22 protein-coding genes are annotated in these 25799 nt (G+C 36.1%); 18 read left to right on the forward strand and 4 right to left on the reverse strand.

Features of this window, described 5'->3' with window-relative positions; all coding sequences use genetic code 11:
- The first annotated feature begins 386 nt into the window (after positions 1-386).
- From AC4BB7_RS03575 to dagF, 6 genes are all read left to right on the forward strand, one after another.
- Positions 387-794: a PTS sugar transporter subunit IIA gene (locus AC4BB7_RS03575; RefSeq protein ID WP_086315583.1), complete on the forward strand. Its 408-nt coding sequence runs from the start codon at positions 387-389 to the stop codon at positions 792-794.
- Between the two features lie 16 nt (positions 795-810).
- Entirely contained in the window at positions 811-1308 is a 498-nt protein-coding gene (locus tag AC4BB7_RS03580) for a PTS sugar transporter subunit IIB (RefSeq protein WP_490484458.1), read from the forward strand.
- 22 nt (positions 1309-1330) lie between these two features.
- On the forward strand, positions 1331-2080 hold the full coding sequence (locus AC4BB7_RS03585) for a PTS mannose/fructose/sorbose/N-acetylgalactosamine transporter subunit IIC (RefSeq protein ID WP_010770855.1): 750 nt from the start codon (positions 1331-1333) through the stop codon (positions 2078-2080).
- Complete coding sequence (locus tag AC4BB7_RS03590) at positions 2080-2916, forward strand: PTS system mannose/fructose/sorbose family transporter subunit IID (protein ID WP_010770856.1); 837 nt, start codon at positions 2080-2082, stop codon at positions 2914-2916. Before AC4BB7_RS03585 ends, AC4BB7_RS03590 begins: the two co-directional genes overlap by 1 nt.
- 99 nt (positions 2917-3015) lie before the next feature.
- Positions 3016-4107, forward strand: a complete 1092-nt coding sequence (locus tag AC4BB7_RS03595) for a DgaE family pyridoxal phosphate-dependent ammonia lyase (RefSeq protein WP_490484459.1) — start codon at positions 3016-3018, stop codon at positions 4105-4107.
- 28 nt (positions 4108-4135) lie between these two features.
- Positions 4136-4879, forward strand: coding sequence for a 2-dehydro-3-deoxy-phosphogluconate aldolase (gene dagF, locus AC4BB7_RS03600; RefSeq protein ID WP_010770858.1), 744 nt, complete (start codon positions 4136-4138; stop codon positions 4877-4879).
- A gap of 315 nt (positions 4880-5194) precedes the next feature.
- On the opposite strand, the gene AC4BB7_RS03605 is transcribed toward dagF, so the two are convergent.
- Together AC4BB7_RS03605 and AC4BB7_RS03610 are read right to left on the reverse strand one after the other, a co-directional pair.
- The gene (locus AC4BB7_RS03605; RefSeq protein WP_490484460.1) at positions 5195-6577 is read right to left on the reverse strand and encodes a DUF5808 domain-containing protein; all 1383 of its coding nucleotides are present in this window, start codon (positions 6575-6577) and stop codon (positions 5195-5197) included.
- A 14-nt stretch (positions 6578-6591) separates the two neighbouring features.
- Positions 6592-6966 (reverse strand): GntR family transcriptional regulator, encoded by a 375-nt coding sequence (locus AC4BB7_RS03610; protein WP_086315586.1) that lies wholly within the window; start codon positions 6964-6966, stop codon positions 6592-6594.
- Positions 6967-7109: 143 nt separating this feature from the next.
- Here AC4BB7_RS03610 and AC4BB7_RS03615 point away from each other — a divergent pair, with 143 nt between their 5' ends.
- The 3 genes from AC4BB7_RS03615 to AC4BB7_RS03625 all read left to right on the forward strand — a co-directional run bounded on the left by AC4BB7_RS03615 (position 7110) and on the right by AC4BB7_RS03625 (position 10765).
- Positions 7110-8438: a C1 family peptidase gene (locus AC4BB7_RS03615; RefSeq protein ID WP_490484461.1), complete on the forward strand. Its 1329-nt coding sequence runs from the start codon at positions 7110-7112 to the stop codon at positions 8436-8438.
- A gap of 1680 nt (positions 8439-10118) precedes the next feature.
- Positions 10119-10454 (forward strand): DMT family transporter, encoded by a 336-nt coding sequence (locus tag AC4BB7_RS03620; RefSeq protein ID WP_490484462.1) that lies wholly within the window; start codon positions 10119-10121, stop codon positions 10452-10454.
- Complete coding sequence (locus AC4BB7_RS03625) at positions 10451-10765, forward strand: DMT family transporter (protein ID WP_490484463.1); 315 nt, start codon at positions 10451-10453, stop codon at positions 10763-10765. Before AC4BB7_RS03620 ends, AC4BB7_RS03625 begins: the two co-directional genes overlap by 4 nt.
- Before the next feature lie 216 nt (positions 10766-10981).
- On the opposite strand, the gene AC4BB7_RS03630 is transcribed toward AC4BB7_RS03625, so the two are convergent.
- Positions 10982-11551, reverse strand: coding sequence for a recombinase family protein (locus AC4BB7_RS03630; RefSeq protein WP_490484464.1), 570 nt, complete (start codon positions 11549-11551; stop codon positions 10982-10984).
- Positions 11552-12032: 481 nt separating this feature from the next.
- Here AC4BB7_RS03630 and AC4BB7_RS03635 point away from each other — a divergent pair, with 481 nt between their 5' ends.
- The 6 genes from AC4BB7_RS03635 to AC4BB7_RS03660 all read left to right on the forward strand — a co-directional run bounded on the left by AC4BB7_RS03635 (position 12033) and on the right by AC4BB7_RS03660 (position 18626).
- Positions 12033-12785, forward strand: coding sequence for a signal peptidase I (locus tag AC4BB7_RS03635; RefSeq protein WP_490484465.1), 753 nt, complete (start codon positions 12033-12035; stop codon positions 12783-12785).
- Between the two features lie 92 nt (positions 12786-12877).
- The gene (locus AC4BB7_RS03640; RefSeq protein WP_086315592.1) at positions 12878-13927 is read left to right on the forward strand and encodes a BsaA family SipW-dependent biofilm matrix protein; all 1050 of its coding nucleotides are present in this window, start codon (positions 12878-12880) and stop codon (positions 13925-13927) included.
- A gap of 37 nt (positions 13928-13964) precedes the next feature.
- Positions 13965-14723, forward strand: coding sequence for a hypothetical protein (locus tag AC4BB7_RS03645; RefSeq protein ID WP_490484466.1), 759 nt, complete (start codon positions 13965-13967; stop codon positions 14721-14723).
- A 62-nt stretch (positions 14724-14785) separates the two neighbouring features.
- Positions 14786-15658 carry a BsaA family SipW-dependent biofilm matrix protein gene (locus tag AC4BB7_RS03650; RefSeq protein WP_086315594.1) on the forward strand — a complete coding sequence of 291 codons (873 nt, stop codon included), beginning with the start codon at positions 14786-14788 and terminating at the stop codon, positions 15656-15658.
- Between the two features lie 17 nt (positions 15659-15675).
- Complete coding sequence (locus tag AC4BB7_RS03655) at positions 15676-16335, forward strand: hypothetical protein (RefSeq protein WP_490484467.1); 660 nt, start codon at positions 15676-15678, stop codon at positions 16333-16335.
- Positions 16257-18626, forward strand: coding sequence for a vWA domain-containing protein (locus AC4BB7_RS03660; RefSeq protein WP_490484468.1), 2370 nt, complete (start codon positions 16257-16259; stop codon positions 18624-18626). Before AC4BB7_RS03655 ends, AC4BB7_RS03660 begins: the two co-directional genes overlap by 79 nt.
- Before the next feature lie 28 nt (positions 18627-18654).
- Here AC4BB7_RS03660 and AC4BB7_RS03665 read toward each other — a convergent pair whose 3' ends face one another.
- Positions 18655-19527: a helix-turn-helix domain-containing protein gene (locus AC4BB7_RS03665; RefSeq protein ID WP_086315597.1), complete on the reverse strand. Its 873-nt coding sequence runs from the start codon at positions 19525-19527 to the stop codon at positions 18655-18657.
- Between the two features lie 259 nt (positions 19528-19786).
- Between AC4BB7_RS03665 and AC4BB7_RS03670 the strand changes: the two genes are divergently transcribed.
- The 3 genes from AC4BB7_RS03670 to lanM all read left to right on the forward strand — a co-directional run bounded on the left by AC4BB7_RS03670 (position 19787) and on the right by lanM (position 25799).
- Positions 19787-22258, forward strand: a complete 2472-nt coding sequence (locus AC4BB7_RS03670; RefSeq protein WP_490484469.1) for a SpaA isopeptide-forming pilin-related protein — start codon at positions 19787-19789, stop codon at positions 22256-22258.
- A gap of 129 nt (positions 22259-22387) precedes the next feature.
- The gene (locus tag AC4BB7_RS03675; protein WP_139844071.1) at positions 22388-22576 is read left to right on the forward strand and encodes a serine-rich class II lanthipeptide; all 189 of its coding nucleotides are present in this window, start codon (positions 22388-22390) and stop codon (positions 22574-22576) included.
- Between the two features lie 109 nt (positions 22577-22685).
- Positions 22686-25799 carry a type 2 lanthipeptide synthetase LanM gene (gene lanM, locus AC4BB7_RS03680; RefSeq protein ID WP_490484470.1) on the forward strand — a complete coding sequence of 1038 codons (3114 nt, stop codon included), beginning with the start codon at positions 22686-22688 and terminating at the stop codon, positions 25797-25799.

Consider the following 25799-nt stretch of genomic DNA (forward strand, 5'->3'; position numbering starts at 1 on the left):
AAGGAGAGTAATAAAAAAGGTTGTTGGATTGAGATAGGTGAAGATGTGCTGTGTTATCTAGCTTCGTGGGCTAGCTCTTCGGAAAAAAGAAAAAATCTGATTGTGGCAAAGAACGCCACTCTCATATTTTCCTATTTTTCTGTCAGAGCTAAACGAGCCCACTACGCTTTTGCTTTGAAACACAGTGAATAGAATGAACTGATGTTGAAAAGTACAAGGTGTAGCGAAGCTGAACGTTGTTACCATGTGTTATCTAGCTGCACGGGCTAACCTTTCGGAAAAAAGATAAATTATGAATAAGGCAAAGAGCGCGTCATTCATAATTTCCTATTTTTCTGTCAAGGTTGAACGAGCCCGTTACGCTTTTAATTTAAGGAGATGAAAAAATGACAAAAGAACCCATTATACTACTCACCCATGGCGGTTGGGGGGCAGGACTTTTAAAGAGCATTAAAATGATCGTTGGGGAGACGGAGAATATTTATGAGGTTGTTTTACAGCCGGAAGATAATTTACAAGAATATATAAAACGTGTAGAACAACAATTAAAATCCGTCACTTGGAGCGAGAAATTGCTTATTTTAACAGATATCAAAGGTGGAACAACAAGTAATGTAGCGTTAAGGCTTTCAAGAGATTATGATATTTTGGCTATATCAGGTTTGAATACGGCAATGCTTTTAGATGCAATCATGAAACAATCCACGCCCTTCACTGAACAATCGGGAGTAGAGATTTTACAAGCATCATTAGATAACTGTCAGATTTTACAATTACCAACAACTAACAATTAGATAGGAGAGTATAAACATGGCAAAAATCGTATTAACAAGAGTAGATAGTCGTTTGATTCACGGACAAGTGGTAACAAAATGGCTACAACAGTTAGGTGCAGATGAAATTTTTGTAGTGAGTGATGAATTGGAGAAGGATGAGTTCTTACAAAGCATCTATGTGATGGCAGCCCCTCCAGGTGTTGAAGTGAAAATCTATGGTGTAGAATCAGCACAAAAATATTGGGCAGAAGAGGCTCCTAACAGCAACGCCAAGGTTCTATTCTTAGTGCCCGATCTACCTACTTTAGAAGCAATGGTCAACGCAAATGTAATCGAAAATGATATTCAAATTGGCGGTTTAGGTGGAGGCGCAGAACGGAAAAACGTGCTTAAAAACATCAATCTATCTGAAAATGACGTCAATGTTCTAAATGGTTTTCTAGAAAAAAATCTAAACGTCTTTTTCCAAGCGATTCCAGAAGATAATCCAATGCCGATCGAAAAATTGATTGAAAAATATAATTCATTATAACTAAAAAAAGGAAGTGACAAAGATGGGTGTTTTAGGTGTTTCAATTACAATGGGCTTATACTATTGGTTCGCTCGCTTGCGGTTTGGCTACACATTTTCAGGAATGTTGTCTCAGCCATTATGTGCAGCAATGGTTGCAGGACTTGCCACAGGGAAAATTGCTGAAGCGATGACGATAGGTGCAGGCATTCAATTAGTTTATTTAGGCGTAACATCAACGCCGGGAGGAAATGTTCCAAGTGATCCAGCATTAGCCTCAGCCATTGCGATCCCGATTGCTCTTGGCGTAGGAATGAATGCAGAAGCAGCGATTGCTTTAGCTGTACCCTTCGGAGTATTAGGTGTTTTTATGGATCAAATCAGAAGAACAGTCAATGCAACATTTGTTCATATGGCAGATAAATATGCCGAAAACTTAAATTACAAAGGGATCTATCGTGCAGCGTTCTTGTACCCAGCACTTGTTGGCTTTTTATTACGTTTTCCACTTGTTTTTGCGGGGAATTTCTTCGGACAATCAGTGGTAACGACTCTTTTAGATATTATTCCAGAAAAATTAATGCACGGTTTTGAAGTAATGGGTGGCTTGTTGCCAGCGTTAGGGTTTGCTTTAACGATCATGGTTATTGGAAAGAAAACATTGATTCCGTATTTTCTCATTGGTTTTGTGGCCGTTATGTATTTTGGTGCAGAAGTGATGGCTGTGGCGGTAATCGGTACGTGTGTGGCTTTCTTGGTGAGAAATAATGCGCTGAAAGAAGGGGAAGCATAATGGAAAATACGACAGATATCAATCAAAAAAAATTAACGAAAAAAGAAATTAGCAAAACCTTTTGGATTTATCAACTTGGATGTGAATTATCCAACTCTTATGAACGTCTGCAAAGCTTGATTTTCTGTGCATCTATGATTCCAGCAATCAAGAAATTATATGCGGATAATGAAGAGGAACAACGTGAGGCGTTAAAACGCCACTTGGCCTTCTTTAATACTGAAGGGACTATTGGAGCATCGATTCAAGGGATTTCTCTAGCGATGGAAGAAGAACGTGCGAACGGAGCTGATATTGGCGATTCTGCGATTACTTCAATTAAAACTGGTCTGATGGGTCCTTTAGCTGGCATTGGTGATTCTATTGTTTGGGCGGCGATCATGCCATTGATTATTTCAATTTTTATTCCTATTGCTAAAAACGGTAGTATCATGGGTGGTTTAGGACCGTTAGTGATTTACACAGTTTTAACGATGTATATCAGTTGGGGCTTGATCAATAAGTCGTATACACTTGGTAGAAACTCCATCATGGCACTGCTTAAAGATGGGAAAATCAAACAAGTCATCTATGGTGCAAATGTACTGGGAATGATGATGATGGGCGCTTTGTCTGCAAGTTATGTGAATATTTCCAGCCCGATGAAATTCCATGTTTCAGGCGGAGCAACAATTGTTGTTCAAGATATTTTAGATCAAATCATGAAAGGGATTTTACCGTTGACTGCGGTGTTCCTGATTTATTTCTTTATGGTCAAAAAAGGTCCTCGTTATGGAATTATTATTGGAACAATTGTTGCTGTCAGTATTATTGGTTCATTTTTAGGACTTTTATAAAAACGAAGAGGTTGAGATAATATAAATTCTCATCCTCTTTCTTGAGTTTTACATTTAAAAATATAATGTTATAATGTTTTGGAAGGGGTGAAAGTTTAAATGGATAGTTATGAAAAATTCAATCTAAAAGAAGTCATCAATGCCTCAGGGAAAATGACGATCTTAGGCGTATCGAAAGTCTCAGAGAATGTCTTAGCCGCGCAAAAATTCGGTGGGGAACATTTCTTTGAGATGAGTGAGTTAAGCATTCAAACAGGCGCTTACCTAGCTAAATTATTGACTGTCGAAGATGCGCAAGTCGTTTCATCCGCATCTGCTGGCATCGCCCAAAGTGTGGCAGGCTTGATCGGTGAAGGTTCAGCTTATCACGCTTACCATCCATACACAGATAAAATCACCAAACGTGAAATCATCTTACCTAAAGGGCATAACGTCGATTACGGCACGCCTGTTGAAGTGATGGTCGAACAAGGTGGGGGACGAGTGGTGGAAGCAGGCTATGCCAATATGTGTTCACCTGAACACATTGAAATGATGATCACAGACCAAACAGCCGCGATTCTCTACATCAAGAGCCACCATACTGTTCAAAAAAGTATGTTAAGTGTGGAAGAAGCCGCAACCGTGGCCAAAGCGAACAACTTGCCGTTGATCGTTGATGCCGCAGCGGAAGAAGACTTATTCAAATACATCGAAGCAGGCGCAGATCTTGTGATCTACAGTGGAGCCAAAGCCATCGAAGGCCCAAGTGCCGGACTTGTGATCGGCAAAAAAGCCTATATCGAATGGATCCGCCTACAAGGAAAAGGCATCGGCCGCGCAATGAAAATCGGTAAAGATAATATCTTAGGCTTTACCCAAGCGGTAGAAGATTATGTGAAAAACGGCAGTGAAGCAGGGGCTTCTATGCAAGCACGCTTAGCCCCATTTATCGATGGACTAAATACTATCACAAATATCGAAGCCAAAGTCGTTCAAGATGGAGCGGGTAGAGATATTTACCGTGCCAGTATCAAAGTCAGCGGAGCGAAATCAGCCAAAGCAGTCATCCAAGAATTAAAAGCTGAAAGTCCCGCTATTTATACCCGAGAATACCAAGCCAACAATGGGATCATCGAATTCGATATCCGTTCTGTCAATGAAGAAGAAATGAATAAAATCGTGACTCGTTTAAGCGAAATCATGAATTAAAAAACTATTAAACAGGAGTGAATCAACCATGACATTAACACCAAACTATTTAGAAGACCGTATTTGCCTAAACGTTTTAGCCAACTCAGTAGAAAACGCAAAAGACTGTTACGAAGCGGCCGAAGGCCATATCGTTTTAGGTGTTTTATCTAAAAACTACCCAACCGATGAAGCCGCAATCGAAGACATGAAAAAATATGCCGCAGAAACCAATAACGCGTTATCAGTTGGCTTAGGCGCAGGGGATCCAAACCAAAGTCAAATGGTGTCAAGAATCTCAAAAGAACTACAACCGCAACACGTCAACCAAGTCTTTACAGGCGTTGGGACATCTCGTGCTTTATTAGGTCAAAATGACACGATCGTTAATGGCTTAGTCTCACCAACAGGTAAAGTCGGCATCGTCAATATCGCCACAGGTCCCTTAAGTTCCCAAACACCAGCAGGTGAAGTAACGATCGAAACAGCGATTCGTTTATTACAGGATATGGGCGGCAGCTCCATCAAATTCTTCCCAATGAAAGGATTAGCGCATATCGAAGAATACAAAGCAGTTGCAGAGGCCTGTGCAAAATATGATTTCTACCTAGAACCAACAGGGGGCATCGATTTAGAAAACTTTGAAGAAATCGTGCAAATCGCAGTGGACGCAGGCGTGAAAAAGATCATCCCTCACGTATACAGCTCGATCATCGACTCAGAAACAGGCGATACAAGACCAGAAGATGTGAAAACATTGTTAGGTATGATTAAAAATACGTTGAACAACTAAAAGCTGAATGAGCTCGTTCAGAGCTGACAGAAAAATAGGGAAAGTTGACTGTGGCGTATTGTGCCACGGCCCACTTTCATCTTTTTTCCGAAGCGCTAGCTCATGAAGCTAGATAAGATAAAAGCTGAATGAGCTCGTTCAGGGCAGACAGAAAAATAGGGAAAGTTGACTGTGGCGTATTGTGCCACGGCCCACTTTCATCTTTTTTCCGAAGCGCTAGCTCATGAAGCTAGATAAACTAAAAGCTGACAGAGCTCGTTTTTGTACGAAAAGCCCGAACCAAACTGAACAATCAGTTTGGTTCGGGCTTTATTTTTATTTTCCACGCAACGCTTGGATAGTTTCGTAGTATTTTTCGGTTAATTGACTATTTTTATTTGTATAATAGTAGCGTTTATCGGGAGTTTTGATTTCTAAAATTGGTTTTTTATGATTTAAAACTAATAGATAAGCTGGTTCATTGTTAACCTGAAATTCTCCAGTTAAATAATTTTCTGTAGCAGTTCCATAAACACGGATTCTATCTTTTGGTAATGTGTCGATCAGTTCTACGGACTCGATAGTCTTCCAATCGATCGTTCTACTTTGAGCTAATGGAGCAGATAGATGGATTCCATCATGGCTCGTCGTCAGTTGAAATGGATTCGCTGAGAAATCACTGATCAGCATCGGAATACTTGCTGCAATCAATGCAATCAAAACGAAGACACCAACCGCTCCCATCGCAATTTTCCCGCCGACTCTACCTAAATTTGTCGTAATATTCATCCCGATGCGATCTGGCACAAGAATTCTTTTATCATTTGGATTAATATAAATCCCATATTTCCAATACTGATCTTCATCTCTGTATCGATATTCTGTTGCCTGAGCAATCAATTGATCTTGTTTTTTTCTTGCTGAAAATAAATAATAAAAAGTAAACAATACAAATAACAGAATCAATAGAGCATAACAAATCGAAAAGACCATCATTTGTTCATAAGGGATAGTTATCGAAAGAGCAGGCATAAACGCTAACAGACTAAAAACAAAGGAAGAAACAGCCATCAAAACAGACCAATGATGACGCATCAAGTCATTGACTTTTTGATTGATAGTTTCATCACTCGTTACAGGATTTACTGGAAAACGTGCGATAAAATAATAGAAAAGTCCAAAAAGCCCCATGATAAGCACTGTGATAAGAGAGAAAATCCAACTCCCGTTCGCTAAACCGAGAATCTTAAAAGAATAAATAGAGCCTGAAACAGTAAGAATAATACTAGGCAAAAACCACCAAACAGCAATCAATTTACGATTTTTATTTGCGACAAGTTTTGTATCAACTACAATCGGGCTTGTTGGTAGTATCCAATTGTTTTTTACTTTGACTACAGTCATTTTACGAATATAGACGATTTCTAAATAGTAAAAAGTACCAATAAATCCAATCAGCGTAGCCAAAAAATAAATCAATGTCAAAGAGTCATAAGGAATCGCGATAATTGGTAAGGCAATGATCACAAAAGCAGCTGCCCATTGCAGTAACCTCTTTTTATAAGTCTTAGCGACGATTAGAACTTGTTCATCTTGAAGTTTATCTTTTGGTAAAGTCGTTTCTAAAATGACATTTTTATGTGGATTTGCAGGTATTCTCCCTGTAAATGCCATTAAAAAGTTAATCCCAATAAGCAATAAATATAGAAAAAAATTCATTTTCAACACACCTTTTACTGTTCAAATTTTTTATAAATCTGTTTGACTTCCTCTTGTATTTTGTTTTCTGATAGTTGATGGATAGAAGCCTCCGCTAATAATAGCTCTAGATCATTTAAAAATCGTTGTTGAAATAGAGGATCCAGCGATTTTTTTTCAGCTACTTTAGTCCCGTTTCGACGATCAGTCAAAATATAACCATCACTTTTCAATAAAGTATATGCCTTTGAGACCGTCATCATATTCACACCAATTTCGTCAGCCATTTGTCGAACAGAAGGAAGCATTTCACCAGGTTTCAGCTTATTTTTAGCAATTCCGATAATGAGTTGATGACAAATTTGTTGATAAATCGGTGTTTGACTTTGAGCGTCTATTTCCAATAACATACTTTCACCTCTTTTGCGTCTTTGTATTATATATACTAATACATATGATGCAAAAAAACAATACATTTTATTTAAAGGTTGAGGGATTGAACATTCAGGCATATAATGAAAAAGGAATACTAAGAGTGAAAGGATGAATCAATATGTCAGTAATCGAACCAACCGTTACACAAAAATTTCACGATACATTTGTAGAAAATAATAAGCAAAATGCTTTACAGCGCGGAGTTATCAAAAATGGTATTACGGCTTCTGCTCAAAACTTGAGTGCTGAAGTAAATAATGTTCCAGTTTTTTCAGTTGATATTGCAACTGGAAAAGTCGCAAATCAAAAACAAAGCGGGCGTTGTTGGATGTTTGCAGCACTGAATACATTCAGACACAAAATGATCAATAGCTTTAATTTAAAAGATTTTGAGCTTTCTCAAAACTACACATTTTTCTGGGATAAATATGAAAAATCTAATTATTTTTACGAAAACATCATCGCAACCGCAGATCAAGAATTAGACAGTCGTAAAGTTGCTTTCCTACTAGCGACTCCACAACAAGATGGTGGGCAATGGGATATGATCGTTTCTCTATTTCAAAAATATGGTGTAGTGCCAAAAACAGCGATGCCTGAAAGCAGTAACAGCTCAAACTCTCGCGACCTCAACAATTATTTGAACAAAAAACTTAGAAAAGATGCAACGATTTTGCGTGAATTGATAACGAATGGAAAAAATACAGCGGAAGTTCAAGCGGCTAAAGAAGCAATGTTAGGTGAAGTCTACAACTTTTTAGCGATTTCATTAGGTACCCCGCCACAAACATTCGATTTCGAATACCGTGACGAAGAAAAAAACTACCATTTAGATCAAAACTTAACACCACAATCTTTCTATGAAAAATATGTTGGTGTGAATTTAGATGATTATGTAAGTGTAATCAATGCACCAACGGCAGACAAACCATACAATCAAACATACACTGTAGAGATGTTAGGGAATGTGGTAGGCGGAAAAGAAGTAAAATATATCAACGTAGATATGACTACATTTAAAAAATTAGCTGTCGCTCAGCTAGAACAAGGAGAATCTGTTTGGTTTGGCTGTGATGTCGGTCAATCTTCTACAAGAGATAGCGGTATTATGTCCTTAGATGCTTATGATATGAATGACTTATTCGATATCGATTTTACAATGACTAAGGCTGAACGATTAGATTTTGGAGAAAGCTTAATGACTCACGCAATGGTTTTAACGGGTGTGGACCTTGTGGATGGTGCTTCAACTAAGTGGAAAGTGGAAAATAGTTGGGGTGAAAAAGTCGGGGATAAAGGATTTTTTGTGATGAGTGATGAGTGGATGGATGAATATACCTATCAAATCGTTGTTCGTAAAGAGCTTTTATCACAAGAATTACAAGAAGTTTGGAAACAAAAACCAACCGTTTTAGCACCTTGGGACCCAATGGGGGCTTTGGCATAAGCCAAAAAAGTGGTTTAATCTCTCCTAATAAGTGCATATTAATCCCATCTTGTGTGAGGTGGGATTTTTTTGTTACCATAAGTATACGGAGATTTTCAAAAAGATTTTAGTGTGTTATAATTTGTATAGACAAAAGAAAGACGTTGACATTACTACCGCCTAAAGTAAGTAATATCAACGTTGACCGATTCACTAGGAATCTTTTTTTGATAAGCTAAGTGTATCATATGTTGATTAGATTTACAAAATCATGAGACAAAAATTTTCAGAATTATCTGATTGAGTTGCACTTTTTATAAGATAAAATTGTTTTCAAAAAAAAGCTAGAATGAATATCGGTAAAAATGATTGGATTTTTAGACATTTTAGATGCTTAACACGGTTAATAGAATACTTTTAGGCGGCCTTTTATGGAACGATGGAATTATTAAGTTTTATTTAATAAATAAGAGAAGAATTAGCTATTGCCAAATTGTTTTTTGTAGAGTAAAATGAGAGGCAGTTTCAATAGATGAAATAAACAAACTAAATCAAATAACTTTAGATAAACAGCGCCGGCTGTTTATCAGTAAAAGTGTGGATCAACAATTCTTAGGCCATAGATAGAATTGTTGATTGCACTTTTTTTATTTGTTGTTTTGGAACATGTCTGTAAAAGCTAGGGAGGGACGAGTTGATGGTGAAAAGTATTAGGTGAAGGAGAGTGTTTTTACTGGTGAGTTATCCATCGTCATGGCAGAACGAGCTCTTTCAGCTTTAAGTGTTGTCTAGCATCAAGAGCTAGCCTTTCGGGAAAAAGATAAAAAATAAATGAGGAAAAACACCTCAGTTATTTTTTCCTATTTTCCAGTCAAGGCAGAACGAGCTCTTTCAGCTTTTAATGTTGTCTAGCATCAAGAGCTAGCCTTTCGGGAAAAAGATAAAAAATAAATGAGGAAAAACCCCTCAGTCATTTTTTCCTATTTTCCAGTCAAGGCAGAACGAGCTCTTTCAGCTTTTAATGTTGTCTAGCATCAAGAGCTAGCCTTTCGGGAAAAAGATAAAAAATAAATGAGGAAAAACACCTCAGTCATTTTTTCCTATTTTCCAGTCAAGGCAGAACGAGCTTTTTCAGCTTTAGTGTTATCTAGCATCAAGAGCTAGCCTTTCGGGAAAAAGATAAAAAATAAATGAGGAAAAACCCCTCAGTCATTTTTTCCTATTTTCCAGTCAAGGCAGAACGAGCTCTTTCAGCTTTTAATGTTGTCTAGCATCAAGAGCTAGCCTTTCGGGAAAAAGATAAAAAATAAATGAGGAAAAACCCCTCAGTCATTTTTTCCTATTTTCCAGTCAAGGCAGAACGAGCTCTTTCAGCTTTTAGTGTTATCTAGCATCAAGAGCTAGCCTTTCGGGAAAAAGATAAAAAATAAATGAGGAAAAACCCCTCAGTCATTTTTTCCTATTTTCCAGTCAAGGCAGAACGAGCTTTTTCAGCTTTAGTGTTATCTAGCATCAAGAGCTAGCCTTTCGGGAAAAAGATAAAAAATAAATGAGGAAAAACCCCTCAGTCATTTTTTCCTATTTTCCAGTCAAGGCAGAACGAGCTCTTTCTGCTTTTAGTGTTATCTAGCTTCGCGGACTAGTCTCTCAGAAGTTGAGGCTAATGTACCGACAAGGCTTTTATTATAAGGAGGTTTTTATATGAACAAGGATTGGATAAAATTAATGATCGGCGCTTTTTTTGAAGTATTATGGGTTATCGGTATGAAACATAGTGATACATGGTGGGAAATTTTGTTGACCATTGTATTTATTTTCATTAGCTTTTATGCATTGATAAAGGCCGGGGAAACTTTGCCAGTAGGAACAGCTTATGCAGTATTTGTAGGATTAGGTACAGCAGGGACCGTCATTACAGGTATACTCTTTTTCGGAGAGGAATTTAAGTTATCAAAAATCCTATTGATCTTAGTATTGCTGGTTGGCGTGATGGGCTTGAAATTTGTAACTGGTGAGAAAGGAGCAGATCAAAAATGAGTTGGTTGTTTTTAATTATTGCAGGAGTTTTTGAAATGCTGGGTGTTGGTTCAATCAATCGTTTTAATAAAAATAAAGATAATAAGTCTTTATTTTTATTATTCCTCACCTTTGGTAGTAGTTTTGTTTTCCTTTATTTGGCTATGAAAAGTTTACCAATGGGTGTTTCCTATGCTATTTGGACAGGGATCGGAGCTGCTGGAGGAGCTATTTTAGGAATGATTTTTTACGGTGAGTCCAAAGATTGGCGCAGAATTCTTTTTATAGGAATTATTTTAGCGTCGGTGATTGGCTTGAAACTCATTGGCTGATGAGAGGATAGGTTTGCACAGAAGTGTTTAATTCCAAGAAATAAGAGGGAGTTGCTTTTGATTTTATCATTTATTTAGATTAGAAGTGAGTGGGATATGACTTCCCACTCACTTCTTTTTATATGTACCACTTAGTGGGATAATCAGCTACGTTAAGTGTGTGTGTGAATAATAAAATGTTCTTAGTTTTTTATGTGTAAACTCTATATGCAGTCTTTAATTCACTTTTCTGAGTAAGTTTTGTTTTCTTATATGATTATATACGGTTGGGACAGAGACGTTACATTTTTTTGCAATTTCTGGAACAGATAGATCTGAATTAGTATAAAGTTTCAACGCTTCGTTCACTTCTTTTGTCCGTGGTGGTCGCCCCAGTTGTTTGCCATTTTCTCTTGCTGCTTCAAGACCTGCTATCACTCGTTCACGAATCAATTCAGCCTCCATTTCAGCAAATGCCCCCATAACTGTAAAAAAGAAGCGACCCATTGCGGTTGTTGTATCTATGTTATTTTGGATACTGACAAAATGAATATCTCTTCGATCAAATTCTTCGAGTAAATTCAACAGCTGTTTTGTTCCCCTAGATAAACGGTCAAGCTTAAAAATAACAAAAGTATCACCTGGTTTTAGAGAAGATAACACTTTATTTAGTTCACTTCTGGATGATTTTCTGCCACTTTCACGTTCTTTGTAAATAAAATCTACCCCGTAACGTTCAAGGGCTTTTTGTTGAGAATCAAATTTTTGCTGGTGCGTGCTGACACGCATATAACCAATAATGGCCATTCATAAACACCTCTAATACTTTCAATAGTTAAATCGTTCTTGGTAAAATAATTGTGTTTTTCTCCAAGTTATTGATAGGTCAGTAGAACTTTCCGTATCATCTGAGTCACCTCCTTTAAAAACAATAATACAAAGAGTAAAAAATATTATTTGAATACTATTGACATTACGTTTTCTCTATAATAAACTAATGATTTTTATAGAGCTGAAACGCCTGTTATTTTTTTTAGAGAAAATCGATTAGAAATACGCTATGAAGGGATTTATCCGTTCAAGTGTATTTCTTTTTTTGCGTTTTAGTTGATTTTCTCAATATCATTAGTTTTTTGGACACTTTGAATGATGTCGTTTTTTGATGATTCACCTTTTTTCTTGAGATTAACTTCAAGAAATTGTGCTGAAGCCTTAGTTGTTTTCTTGTTTCTTATAAATGGAAAGATCTTGTTTTTGGTAAGTTCAAGGCAAAGTGAGGGTTCAAAAAATGGTGGAAGAACGAAACAAGAAACCACAGTCAAATAAAAGAAAAAAGAATAAAAAATCAACAACGAAACACTCAACAAACGAAAGAAAAATAGCAAGTCATTCAAAACCAACAGCCAAGGCCGCCAATAAGCAATCTCATTCTAGAAACAGGAAAAAAAAACAACGGCCAATTTCTAAAAAAAGGCAACCAGCTAAATATCATAAGACGAAAAATCCTGTATATACAGTGCTATTTAATGTTATTTTCTATAGTTTCATTCTATTTATGATTGTTGGATCAATTATGTTTGCAACGACTAAAAATGCAAATAAGAGTGTTTTAGGTTATCGCTTCTTTGGCGTATTAACGGATTCAATGGTACCTAGAGATCCTGAAAAACAAAAGGGTGGTTTTCATTCAGGTGATGTCATTATTGTAAAAAATATTGCTGGTAATGCAGCTGAAGTGGGAGACATAATTACGTTTCGACCAAGTATCACGAGTCAAGCGTTTTTGACCCATAGAGTAAAAGAAAAGCTAGACCATCTAGGTGAAACAAAGGGCACATATTATATTACTCAAGGGGATGCCAATTTAGCAGAAGATGTTCCTGTTAATGAGAAACAAGTAGTCGGGAAAAAAATTATTGTAGTCCCTAAAGTAGGTGCTTTTCTAAATTTTGTGCGTGAAAATCTGATTGTTTCGATTATTTTTTTAATCTCAGTTTTTGGCTTTATCACAATTATCAGATACTACATTTTAAATAAATAAGGGTATTCACTTTTTAATAAGGTGGGAAACAATAAATTTCTACGCCAATATTAAAAAGTTAATAATAAAAAAATTTGGGAGGAACTTGAGAAATGAATAAAAACAGAAAGAAAAAAGTCCTTGCGTTAGCAAGTGGATTTGCACTTGCTGCTATTGCTGCGGCAACGTTTGCTTGGTTTGCTAGTGAAGACCAAAAAACCAACCACTTTGAAGGACAAATTGCAACTGGAAAAGACATTGAAGTGGTGGAAACATTTGAACCGCCAACCGAATGGGATCCAGGTTCAGAAGTAAATAAAGATGTGGCGATTGCCAATATTGGTAAATACAAAACATTGATTCGTGTTTCTTTAACTGAATCATTGCAACTTTTGAAAGATTATCAAGCAAAACCAACTACTGGTGCTGAGCTTGAAGGAAAAACAAGTAAGGAAGTTTATGTATTGCCAGGAACGGATGCGCCGACTGGATTCACAGATTCTACTTTTGACACTGCTGGTGCACCAAAAATAACAGTAGCAGCGGGTGACTTTGCTGGAACATATACCTTGAAAGTTAAAGAAAAAGCGGAAACAGTGGGAACAAAAACGACTTATACGTATCGTTATGCGTTTGAAAAAGGCGGCGTGCTATATTATGCCAGCGGTATCGACGGATTTATTCGTAACGCATCAAATCAAATCAAAGTGAAATCAGGTACACCAACGCTTAGCTATGTATCACTAGAATACAAAGCAGCGGATGAAAAAGAATGGACGAAAGCACCAGTTTATGCGCCTACATTCACGCCAGATGGAACGTTGGTTTGGAATGCACCTGCTGCAACAGGAACTGGTAATATCCAAATTTCATTCAACAATATTACGACAGATCCTAAAGTTGCTGACAAATGGTATTTCAATGCAGCGGATGGTTACTTCTATTATACAAGTGTTCTAAATCCAGGTGTGAATACAACACAATTGATGGATGCAGTTAAATTACTAGGAACAGCAGGTAATGAGTACAGTAAATTGATCTATGACCTAACTGTAAAAGGTCAAGGAATTGCAGCTTATAAAGATGCTGTGGATGATTGGTTACCAACAGGTGTCAATGATTCTTTAGCAGAAGCTTTGAAAGCATTAGTACCTGCTAAATAAATCGGAAATAGCTATCTATATTTGAGGAGGAAGAGGGATGAAAAGAAGACGCAGGGGAAAAAAGTGGCTACTGGCAGGAGCATTCTTACTGCTCAGTCTAGCACTTACCTTAAAACCTGTAGAAGTGCATTCTGAATCGAATCTTCCTCCTGGAATAGTGGCTGGTGATGATCAAGGAATCAAAATAAAAAATGATGGTCAATATCTTGTTGATATTAGAGATGTAGCCCCGGGGAAAAAATGGTCTACAAAAATCACAATCATCAATATTGAAAAAGATATCCCCTATCATTTAACAATGAACATAAGTAAGCCAACAATCATCGAAGGCTCATTAGACTTGTCTCAAGCGATTCAGATGACATTGATCTATGAAGGAAAAGAAGTCTATAAAGGTCCTTTATCAGGAGTAAATAAGACGCAAAATCTCCAAGATAAAACAATTCCTTTGAATCTAGGGACATTTAAAGGGGGCGATACCAGAATGTTGGAAGCTCATTTTGAATTGGATGGCAAAACATATACTAATAGAGATTTTTTTAAAAAGAATGTTGTAGAAAATATCTGGCATTTTAAAGCGGTGAAAACAACGTTACCAGATACAAACGATCCAGATGATCCAGAAAAACCATTTTTGGAAAAGCTGATAAATAAGTTGAGACTTCCAAATACAGGCGAAGAATGGCGCAATGCATTACTTTTTTCGTGCGTAGGATTGTTCTTGATATTAGTTTCGTTATTGATCGTCAAACATAAAAAACAAGAAAAAAAACCGCACAGAGAGAAAAAAAACTAAAGTAAATAAGAAAATACCAATTGTGTTTCTTAGAACGATCAAATGATGGGAGGCGCTACAGTATGAAAAAGGATAAGAACAAATCTTTAAAGAGAAACAGACGAAGAAAAAAGAAAAAAGCTCAAGTAAACACTAAACTGATCATTGCACTCTGTACCTTTCTCTTTTCTGGTTTGATGGTTCTAGGAAGTACATATGCTTGGTTTGTCTCTGAAGACAGTGAGGTCAATCATTTTGTTGGTTCACGATTGTCAGCAGAAATCACAGAAGAATTTGAACCAGAGTTTGAATGGCAACCAGCTATCACCACAAAAAAAGTCATACAAGTCAAAAATACAGGAAACATTCCTACATTTGTTCGAATTAGTTTATATGAATATCTATTAACATTCAAAATAGATACTACAGATCAGACTGGCAATGGTAATTTAGCCGTTTCGCCACAAGAGATATTGCCGCTAGTTGATAAGAGCAACACAGAAACATGGCAGCCAGCAGCTAACGCGGGGGGCACTTATTTGCATGACGGAAAAAATTTGATTTCAGAAAAAGCAATCGTACCGAATATGCTTACGGGAACAGAAATGTATAAGTTTAAAGACAGTAATAGAGAGAAAACGGAATTACGTTGGTTTCAATTACTCTTTCCTGACAATGTCTATAATTCAGCACCGCCAACGGGTACGAAAGACTACTGGCTATATAAAAATGGGTATTTTTATTATTCGGAGTTGCTTCAACCTAGCGAAATAAGTACGCCAGTCATGAAAAGTGTCCGATTAAGTGCGAGTGCACCCAATAAATTCAAAAGTGCTCTCTATCAATTAAATCCAGTGATGGATGCTCATGATGGAACAAAAGGACTTTTAAGTTCTTGGAATATAGGGAGCTCTGGGGAGTTATATGACTTATATCATGATCGGTTAAGTGACTAGAAGGAGTGGATTAGTGCATGAAAAAAAAGCAGGGTTCAAAAAAACATCTGAGCATCAAGCAGCTTTTCTTATTTGCTGGCTTTCTAGTCATGCTTATTAGTCTTTCATTTGGATTGTATCAGACGTATGCGGCGTTAACAGATCGGGATCAAAATCAAAATGAATTTAGAGTAGGGAATTTTCAAACATCCATAGAAGAAGAATTCGATCCGCCAGCATCATTTGAACCAGAAAAGGATTACTTAAAAAAAGTAGCTATAAAAAATACGGGAGAACAAGAAAGTTTTATCCGCGTTTTAGCACTGCCGATTCTTACAAAGAAGCAAGCAAATGGTTCAATCTTATTATTACCAGCAACAACTGATGGACCAGCTCCAGTTTTAAGTATTGACTACAATTTAACTGATTGGATCAATGGGAATGATGGCTACTTTTATTATAAAAAGAAACTAAAAAAAAACGAGCATACAGCCAATTTGTTTACTAAAGTAAAAATGAATCAGGCAAGTATCACAGATGAATATAAAGGAGTTTTATTATCTTTTGAAATCAAAGCAGAAGGAATCAGTGCAACCAGATATGCCTATAGAGATGCTTGGTGGAATGGACAAATACCGACGATCGCTCCGTTGGTGCAAATAGACGATTTATTAAAAATACAAACAGTCAACGAGTAGTACTAGCAGAGTATCGATTGAAAGGAGATGTCGTTTTGAAGAAAAAAATGCAATTAAGATTTTTAAGATGGATCATGCTAATTTTATGCTTCTTTGGGTCTGTTTATGTCGTACAAAGTTCTTTAATATACACAAATGCACCTGTTAAAGCTGCAAAAAAAACAGTATTGAAACCGGGACAAGTGAGCCTAAGCAAAACGGCAGAACCAGTGGTCGGGATGGTCAATCAATGGGATATAACATTACGTGTCGAAGGACGAAATCAATTTCCACCACCGCCGACCGATGTTGTTTTGATTGTTGATACCTCTTGGAGTATGAATGAAAATGATCGAATGATTAAATCAAAAGTTGCTGCAGAAAAGTTTGTAGAGTTGGTTTTACGAAAAGATTATGTTAATAGAATTGCACTTATCACATACGATACAGTGGTAACGGATTATACGTTTAATGAAGGCAGTTGGAGCAATCAATTTGTCGATTCAAAACATAAACAATTATTGATCGATAAAATTAGAGCTTTAGAGCCAGTGCCAAATGGAGGGACTTTTACACAAGCAGGTATTAAATCTGCAGCGGAAGTGATGGCACAAGCAAGTGGAGAAAAAAGAAAAATCGTTTTAATTTCCGATGGCGTACCCACATACAGTTTTCCACCAACTGCACCTTATAATCAATTAGCGAGAATGGAGAAATTTGACTACTTGCAAAATGGTTATGACTATTACGAAAGTGTCAAAACAATACCTAAAGAAAATTTCAATTACAAGTATATCAATAAAGAAGGCGGAAACTATTACGGAAATGGAGCAAAATACCGCAACGGTGCATTGTTTCCTGAATATGAACAAATGCCAGAAAATTCAAAGAATCGATTAATGGCTAATCACGCGCACAGCGCAATAGCAGAAGCGACGATCACAAAAAATGAGAAAATGTCAAATGGTGAACTCTTGGTGGATGACTTTTATACGATCGGTGTGGACATGGATTCTACTTCTCAAGATGATGAAGTAGTAACTGGAAACAAAACGATGAAAGAAATCGCTTCTTCTGAAGATAAAAGTTTTTCAGCCACTGCGAATAACCTGGAAGATATTCTTAGCGGGATCGCAGGGGAAATCGTCGGGGCCATCAAATCAGGATTTGTTGTTGATCCGATGGGTGTAGGATTTGAAATGGACGGAGGCGTCACGGTTACTCAGGGAACGGCTGAAATCAAAGATGTACTGGGAAGACCTACAATCAATTGGAATGTTGGCTCTCTCAAAAATCCAGTTTCTAATGATCCAGACGAAGATGTTATGTTTGCTGAAATTACGTATCGCGTAAGCGCTGAAAATGAAATATTAAAGCCAAATATTATTGATACGAATGGCTTGGCAGCAACAAATGGAAAAACAACGATTGTTTACAAAGACTACAATGATGCGATGAAACAAGCAGAGTTTGATGTACCAAAAGTTAAACCAATTATCGTCAGTTTACAAAAAAAGGTAGAAAATGAAAAAGGTGAAGAAATAAATAATCAGACAGAATTATTTGATTTTAACTATGGAAAAGATCAATACACAATTAATGATCATTTCTCACTTCATTCAAACGAAACCAAAAAAATAGTCCATCCATGGAAAGCTGATCAAGATTACGTTGTGGAAGAGAACTTAAAAGCAAATCAAGAATATGAAACATTGATTGATATTAATGGGCTAACAACTGCAAGTACTAAAAGCCAATTTAAATTCGCTGCGGATTTTAATGCATACGCACACCAGCAAATAATTGTTACAAATAAGAAAATTCCTGAAAAGAAAACGATTCGTTTGAATATCAGGCAAAGTGTACTTAATTCAAATTCGGAGTTAGTTATTCCCTCAAAAGGGTTTTACGAGTCTGTTATCGATAATACAGACCAAAAATTAAACTTGATTTCTGAAAGTACAATAAAGGATACGTCAACAGAAGTTTCAGCAGAGCTTTTTACTAAATATGAAATAACCTTGGCGAGACAGCAAAAAGAATTAACAGTCACCGATTTAATACCAGAGTATTATAAAATTTTTGGTTTTATTGCAACAACAACAAATGAAAACTTAAATTTGACCCATTTATCGAGTAACACAGCAGCCTTGGTAAAGAGTAATGAAGCTGTTTTAGATTATCAAATAAATCATGAGTACTGGGTAACGATGTTCATCACACCTGATTTGGGGAAAGATAGTGGTGGGGAACCCATTATGTCACCTAGACCCTATAGTTGGGATTATAAAGTAAATAACTTTGGCTATTAATGATTAGTGAATAAAAAACAAATGAAAATCAACAAATAGTGTTGTTTTTCAGGAATCGTTTGTATTCTTTTACTGTAGATTGATAGCCTAAACTTTCTAAAATAGTAAGGTAATGACTTATTTGAGAATCCATTAACTGTTTTTTTATAGCTGCTTGGGCAATTTCATAATTCAAGTTTGCAATGATCATTTCAAATAGGCGGTAATCTGTTTGAGCGTTTTCTTTTGCCAAGGCAGAAAAAAATAAGGTTTTTTCGTAATTTTGATAATTTAAGCATAGAGATGAAAGGTTTAGATAGATTCTCAATTTAATTTCTTGGTATTGTTCGATGTTACTAAGGGTATCGATCTTTTTTCCAACCAAGGTACCTAAAGCAATGGCCTCTGATAATTCAAAACAATACAAGGAATTATTCAACAACTTTAATTCATAGAGATACCATTTATCAATACCAATCAAATATTGTTTGATCGGAAACATCAAGTTTTTAGAAGCCTTAAGGGCATCAGATTCACTTGTTTCATTCGTTGCGTAAGTCATTGCTTGAGTAATCAGGTTTAAATGGAAGAACTTTTTATTGTTTGTGGTTGTATAAAGTTGCTGAGATTTTTCGATTATAGAATCTAATACTTTTTGATCTTTTTTGAAAACGGCTTGGCTTAATTGATGATAGAAATGGTTGATTGTTGGATATGCCTCAGAATCGAGTAACTCAAGAAATTCTTCAACGGAAATACAAAGTTTCTCCAGTATCATTAAAAATTTGTCAAAAGAAGGCATGCTGACATTTGTTTCAATCAAATAATAGGTTTGTCTAGTCATGATCCCATCGTAGATATCTTTTTGACTGAGTCCTTTTTCTTGTCGAATTTTCTTTATTAAAGTTCCATAATTTTTCAAAAATAGTTCTCCTCTCTGGTGGTATAAAATATTTTACCTAGTGAAAAAATTTGTAATACTTATGTTATTATAGCAAAAACATTAAATAACTAGTAGATAATAAAAAGAAATTTAAATTAATTCGGAAAATTTTGGAATTTATTTCAAATGAGAGAGGAGTTGAGACGAATGGTCAAATTATTTATTTGGTTTATTACATACTAAAAAAGCATCATTTGGAAAAGTTAAAAAATCAAATTTGTTGGGGGAGTTTTATTGTATGAAACAGAAAATTAGCTATTTATTTTATTCACTCGTTTTAATTGTATTTACTATCAGTGTATTTGGAGGGAAACAGGCTGAAGCAGCTACTCAAAGTAATGCATCATGGTCCACAACTTCAGTGATGAATAATCAGTTTGGAGGAAACACATCATCAAATGACTATTTATCAACAATGCAGAGCGGACTTCCTAGATCTTCACAAATAACACCTAGATTTTTTGTTCCAAAATTATGTGGAGGTGTTCAAGTAATCAAGTATGATGATCGGACAAAAGCAAGATTATCAGGGGCGCAATTTACGATCTATGATAGCTTTAACCGTCCTGTCCAAGTGATTCAGACAAACTATAATGGTGTTGCTGAAACGAGGTCATTACCGCTTGGCTACTATTCAATTCGTGAAACGAAAGCACCAGCGGGCTATCAATTAGAAAGCAGCCCAATGTACTTTAACCTTTTCTTACCAGGGCAGCTTATTTGTTTAACGAAATGCAATATACCACTGCCAAGTCAAAAAGGTAGTCTTAAAGTTGTAAAAACAAATGAAAGTAATCAAGTTCTATCTGGAGCTGTGTTTGATGTTTATAATGCCAATAACCAATTTATGGGAAGAATTACTACGAATGCCAATGGAATCGCAACTTTAGGGAATCTACCATATGGGACATATAAGCTGATCGAAGTTAAAGCACCAGATGGGTATCAACTTGATACAACACCGAGATATGTTACTGTTTCTTCTACGGGTGTAGCGACTATCACAATAGTGAATAAAAAGCTAATCACAACTGGTGAACTGGAAATAGTCAAAAAAGATGAAAATGGTAAAGTTTTAGCTGGCGCAAGCTTTTTGGTTATAAACAGCGCTAATACCCTTGTTGGGCAAGTTACCACAAATGCGAATGGAATTGCTGTGGTGAAAGATCTGCCATATGGCACATATACAGTAGTCGAATATTTCGCACCAGAAGGCTACGAATTAGATTCAACACCAAAATATGTCACATTATCTAAAACAGATCCAAATGGCAAAGCAACGATTAGCGTAATAAACAAGAAAAAAATCACAACTGGAGCGCTTAAAGTCATTAAAAAAGATGAGACTGGCAACTTATTAGCCGGCGCTGAGTTTGAAGTTCGTGATGAAAATAATAAGGTTGTTGGGAAAATCACGACGGATGCTAACGGCGTTGGGACATTGAAAGATCTGCCATTTGGTAAGTATGAGCTTATTGAAACAAAAGCGCCAGAAGGCTATGAATTAGATGCGACACCAAAATCAGTAGTCGTTTCCAAAGATGATCCAAACGGTGTAATCAGTGTAACTGTAGAGAATAGAAAAGAAAAAACAACTGGAAATCTTGAAGTAGTGAAAAAGGATGAAGCAGGAACTGTTTTAGCTGGAGCTGAATTTGATGTATACAATGTGACGGATCAGCTAGTCGGGAAAATCACAACAGATGCAAATGGTATCGGTCAATTAAATGATTTACCATATGGTACGTATAAATTGATTGAAACAAAAGCGCCAGAAGGCTATGAATTAGATACAACACCAAAATTTATCACACTATCTAAAACAGATCCAGAAGGTAAAGCATCTATTGATATAGTCAATAAAAAAGTAGAAGTACCTACAGCTGGCTCTCTAAAAATCGTCAAATATGTTAAAGATTCTGATCCAGAGGTTTATTTAAAGGACGCCGTATTTGAAATTTATGATAATAACAATCAACTCTTGGGGACATATACTACAGACGATAATGGGGAAATTCTTTTAGAAGATTTAGACCCAGGTAAATACTATGTAATCGAAATTGAAGCCCCACCAGGTTATGAGCAAGATTCAACATTTTATGAAGTTACCGTTGAATCAGGGAAAATAGCTGAAGTTAGACATGCGAATATCAAAAAAGAAAACCTAGGTGGTTTAAAAATCAAGAAATATGCAAATGATGAAGATGGTTTTGAAACAGACATTGTGTTACCAAATGCAGAGTTTGAAGTAATTGACTCGGCAGGAAATAGCCATAAAGGGGTCACAGATGTACAAGGCGAATTGTTTTTTCCAGACTTACCGGTAGGGGAAGTAACAATCACTGAAACCAAAGCCCCAGATGGTTACGAACTTGATGCTCCAACGCAAACGAAAAAAATCGTTGTGGAAGAAATTGCAGAAGCAGTTTTTTATAATAAACCGAAACAAATACCAGGACGTGCTCTAGTCTATCTTTCAAGTAATGATACAAAACAGGTATTAAAAGGGCTGGAATATAGTATTACTTGTACGAAAGGGGCAGCATTTGAAACAACTGTAGTTTCTAATACGTTTGGGCAAATCAGTATTTACTTGGCCCCTGGTGAGTATGAAATTGAACCTACTGTAAGAGGATATTCAAATGAAACTACACCAACAAAATTCAAAATTGAAGCTAACAAATTCACTATTATCAGATTAACCATCTAAGCTGAATTAGGGAAGAAAAGAACTGTTTTAAGATAGATTGCTTAAATCGCAATTTATTTTAAATAAATGATAATAAAAGTGCACATTTTATTATCTCAAACTATTAATCATTTAGGAGGAAAACACACTATGAACAAACAAGCTGAGAAAAAAGTTGGGAAATCTTTTGAAGAATTAACACCGGAAGAAATGAATAAAGTTCAAGGAAGTTTCTTTGGATGGAGCTGGTCATCATCATCTTCTTCATCATCATCAAGTAGCTGTTACTCTACAAGATGTAGCTATAGCTGCTGCTCTTCAAGATGTTGCGGGTGGTAATTTAAAATAATCAAGTTGCTAGACGAGTTCCTCTTGATAGGAAGCTTGTCTAGCACTTGTTTTTAACTAAAGAAATTTTACATAAATAAACGAACAAAAGGAGTTTGACATGAGTCTAAAAAACCTGGCCAAAGGCACATCTATCCGTCAAAGGTATGAAGCGTTACAAGAATATTATAAAAACAACCAGATGACTGTTCCAAAAGGGCAAATTGAGAATTATAAAAAGTGGCGTAAGCGTCCTACAACTGTAACAGATGAACGATTTAAAGAAATTTTAGCATCGTTAAAGTTAACTGAAGAGGACTTTGGTTTAGCGATAAAAGAATTAACTACAGATGAAAAAGAGTCTATTTTTATGACTATATCTAAAGAACAATGGGTGCAGACTACAAAATTGATAATGTCGCAAGAGGACCGTTTATCTGAAGATGTTTTTGATGATGAAAAAGCGAATTTTACGTACGCCTTACGTTTGCACATTGATTATTTTGAAAAAAAATTATATCAAATAGTGGCGGATTTTCCAACACTCCAAATTCAAGCAACTGCTATGGAAAATTTCATTGGTGAAGTGATCAATCGTTTTATGGACATAGGGTTACGCACATTTGTGTATGATTTACATGTAGAAAAAGAGAAGCTGTCCTTTTCAGAGTCACTAGATGAGAAAGAAGGATTCAAACAATACTTGATCGCTCGTTTTGATACACAAGAAAAATTGCTTGATTTTTTTGATCAGTATCCAGTATTAATGAGACTTTATGCTGAGACGATCGATTTTCAACTTACTAATTTTAGAGAGTTGTTGCAAGCACTAGCTGAAAGCGAAACAGAGTTGAATCAAATTTTTCAAGTAGAGCTTCCTCTATCATTAAGTGGTTTAAAAATGGGAGCAGGAGATTCTCATGATCAAGGAAAATCGGTAGCGATCCTAACATTCAGTAACGAAATCGATGTTGTTTTTAAACCAAAAAATTTAATGATTGGTGAGCGTTTTGATCAGTTTGTTCAGAAAATCAATGAGATGGAGAATGCATTCGATTTTTATTTGACTACAAAAATAATAAAAGAAAAGTACACATTCGAAGAACGATTGATTTATTCTGAATGTTTGTCGAAAGAGGATGTTACGCACTATTATCGTCAATTTGGGCAGACTGTAGCTTTAGTATATTTGTTGAATGGCAATGATTTCCATTTGGAAAATGTTCTGGCTTTCGGAAAATATCCAGTCTTGATCGATCTTGAAACGATCATTCAAAATCATTTTCCAATGCCGGACAGTGAAAATGCAATCGTGAAAGTCATGCAGGAAAATGGTGAATCTGTAGTCATGAGTGGTCTGGTTCCAATCTATTTATTTGAAGAACGAGCAGAAGATGACGTGGAAGGTGCTACAAAAGGGATTCAGTTAAGTGCTCTTAGTGGTGGAGAACAAAAATTACCTTACAAAGTCTTGAAACTGATTAATTTTGATTCAGTCAATATGCAGTTTATGTATCAAGAACATATCACAGATGCAGCAGAAAATATTCCTTTGTTCAACGGTGAAAAAGTTGATTTCGTTCCTTATATCGAAACGATCATTGACGGATTTAAAGAGTTTTCAGCATTTGCTAGAAACAACAAACAAACACTAGCACACTTGGCAGAAAAGACGTTTTCAGATTGCTTAGTCCGCAACGTGATCAAAACAACACAAAGCTACGGGGACTTATTGGATTATTCAACTCATCCTACTTGTATGGTCGATTATATAGAACGTGAAAAACTATTTGAAAATTTGTGGATGCATGGCTATTCTAATTCCAAACCCGTACCTTATGAAGTGCGCGATATGCTGCAACATGATGTACCGATTTTCTTTAACCCCACAAGTACCAAGGATTTAATGGCAAGTCAAGGTGAAATCATCAAAAATATGTACCAAGAAAAAGCTCTGGATCTCGAAATTTTACGATTAAGAAATTACTCTGAATTAGAAGAAGAGCAACAGCTAGATTATCTAAAAACTTCATTCGGCTTGTATCATTCAACCGATTTGCAGGAAAAAACAGTTCCATTAAAAGAGCAAATTCATCAAGTCAACTTTTTAGATGGGGCTGTTGCAGTGGGGGAAACGATTCTTGAAGCTGCCTTTTTAGGTGAAGAGTCAATTGCCTGGAAAGATATTGAAGAAACGTCACCAGATAATTATGTCGTCAATGTCATGAATGAAAATTTTTACGACGGAATTAGCGGAATGTACTTATATTTTAGTGAGCTCTACCATATTACAAAAGATCAGAAGTTTCAAAAGCCATATGAATTAGCAGAAGCATTAGTCTTGAAACTTGAAGAAGATTATGTGGACAGTGTTTCAGCTTTTTACGGTTCCTTTGCTGCTGTTTATCCATTACTTTATAGCTATAACTATAATCATGATTCTAAATTAATCAGGGCAGCAGAGTCGATTGCTGCACGATATATGGAAAGATATGACGGGGAAGTAATTGAAAGTTATGATTGGAATGGTGGTACAGCATCGATCATAAAAGTATTTGTTCATTTATATCAACTAACAAATAAAGAAAGCTATTTTGCTTTTGCTAAGCAGTTACTTTTCGATTTAGATCTTGAAAAAATTACTCAAGGTGGGTTTGCACATGGCTACTCAGGAGTGATCCATGCCGCTAATAGCCTTTTGAAAGTTGAAAAAGATCCTGAAATTATGCTATTGATCAAAAAATGTTTGGTCAAAGAAAGAACCACTTTTGATCCTACCCAAAATGGTTGGTTGGATTTACGTCCAATTCCCCCAATGGTCAATGATTTGTGGTGTTATGGATCAACAGGAATCGGCTTGGCTTATTTAGATTTATTAAATAGCGGATTTGAAGATTCACGTTTACGAAAAGAAGTTCAAATTGCAGCAGAACGTTTGATCCATCAGGAAAAAAGAGATGACTGTTTATGTCATGGTAATTTTGGCGATTTGGAATTTTTGATCGAATATGGAAAATCAAGCTGGGCGACCAAACAACATAAAGATGCTATTGAAGAGAAAGTAAAAAAAGCTTATCAGAAAATTCTTGAAGAAAACTATACATTTGAAGGACTGCCGACGATTCCTAAATATGGACTGTTTACAGGATTGGCCGGTATTGGACACCAACTGTTACGCATACACAATGCAAATCAAGCAGCAGACATACTAACCTTGGAATTACCAATGGAATAA

This window comes from Enterococcus sp. AAFC-DPL-5182 (genome assembly GCF_058216605.1).

What these genes read in the sequence shown, in the direction of transcription:
- AC4BB7_RS03575 (WP_086315583.1), top strand. Translation starts at nt 387, where the DNA reads ATGACAAAAGAACCCATTATACTACTCACCCATGGCGGTTGGGGGGCA.
- AC4BB7_RS03580 (WP_490484458.1), top strand. Translation starts at nt 811, where the DNA reads ATGGCAAAAATCGTATTAACAAGAGTAGATAGTCGTTTGATTCACGGA.
- AC4BB7_RS03585 (WP_010770855.1), top strand. Translation starts at nt 1,331, where the DNA reads ATGGGTGTTTTAGGTGTTTCAATTACAATGGGCTTATACTATTGGTTC.
- AC4BB7_RS03590 (WP_010770856.1), top strand. Translation starts at nt 2,080, where the DNA reads ATGGAAAATACGACAGATATCAATCAAAAAAAATTAACGAAAAAAGAA.
- AC4BB7_RS03595 (WP_490484459.1), top strand. Translation starts at nt 3,016, where the DNA reads ATGGATAGTTATGAAAAATTCAATCTAAAAGAAGTCATCAATGCCTCA.
- dagF (WP_010770858.1), top strand. Translation starts at nt 4,136, where the DNA reads ATGACATTAACACCAAACTATTTAGAAGACCGTATTTGCCTAAACGTT.
- AC4BB7_RS03605 (WP_490484460.1), bottom strand. Translation starts at nt 6,577, where the DNA reads ATGAATTTTTTTCTATATTTATTGCTTATTGGGATTAACTTTTTAATG.
- AC4BB7_RS03610 (WP_086315586.1), bottom strand. Translation starts at nt 6,966, where the DNA reads ATGTTATTGGAAATAGACGCTCAAAGTCAAACACCGATTTATCAACAA.
- AC4BB7_RS03615 (WP_490484461.1), top strand. Translation starts at nt 7,110, where the DNA reads ATGTCAGTAATCGAACCAACCGTTACACAAAAATTTCACGATACATTT.
- AC4BB7_RS03620 (WP_490484462.1), top strand. Translation starts at nt 10,119, where the DNA reads ATGAACAAGGATTGGATAAAATTAATGATCGGCGCTTTTTTTGAAGTA.
- AC4BB7_RS03625 (WP_490484463.1), top strand. Translation starts at nt 10,451, where the DNA reads ATGAGTTGGTTGTTTTTAATTATTGCAGGAGTTTTTGAAATGCTGGGT.
- AC4BB7_RS03630 (WP_490484464.1), bottom strand. Translation starts at nt 11,551, where the DNA reads ATGGCCATTATTGGTTATATGCGTGTCAGCACGCACCAGCAAAAATTT.
- AC4BB7_RS03635 (WP_490484465.1), top strand. Translation starts at nt 12,033, where the DNA reads ATGGTGGAAGAACGAAACAAGAAACCACAGTCAAATAAAAGAAAAAAG.
- AC4BB7_RS03640 (WP_086315592.1), top strand. Translation starts at nt 12,878, where the DNA reads ATGAATAAAAACAGAAAGAAAAAAGTCCTTGCGTTAGCAAGTGGATTT.
- AC4BB7_RS03645 (WP_490484466.1), top strand. Translation starts at nt 13,965, where the DNA reads ATGAAAAGAAGACGCAGGGGAAAAAAGTGGCTACTGGCAGGAGCATTC.
- AC4BB7_RS03650 (WP_086315594.1), top strand. Translation starts at nt 14,786, where the DNA reads ATGAAAAAGGATAAGAACAAATCTTTAAAGAGAAACAGACGAAGAAAA.
- AC4BB7_RS03655 (WP_490484467.1), top strand. Translation starts at nt 15,676, where the DNA reads ATGAAAAAAAAGCAGGGTTCAAAAAAACATCTGAGCATCAAGCAGCTT.
- AC4BB7_RS03670 (WP_490484469.1), top strand. Translation starts at nt 19,787, where the DNA reads ATGAAACAGAAAATTAGCTATTTATTTTATTCACTCGTTTTAATTGTA.
- AC4BB7_RS03675 (WP_139844071.1), top strand. Translation starts at nt 22,388, where the DNA reads ATGAACAAACAAGCTGAGAAAAAAGTTGGGAAATCTTTTGAAGAATTA.
- lanM (WP_490484470.1), top strand. Translation starts at nt 22,686, where the DNA reads ATGAGTCTAAAAAACCTGGCCAAAGGCACATCTATCCGTCAAAGGTAT.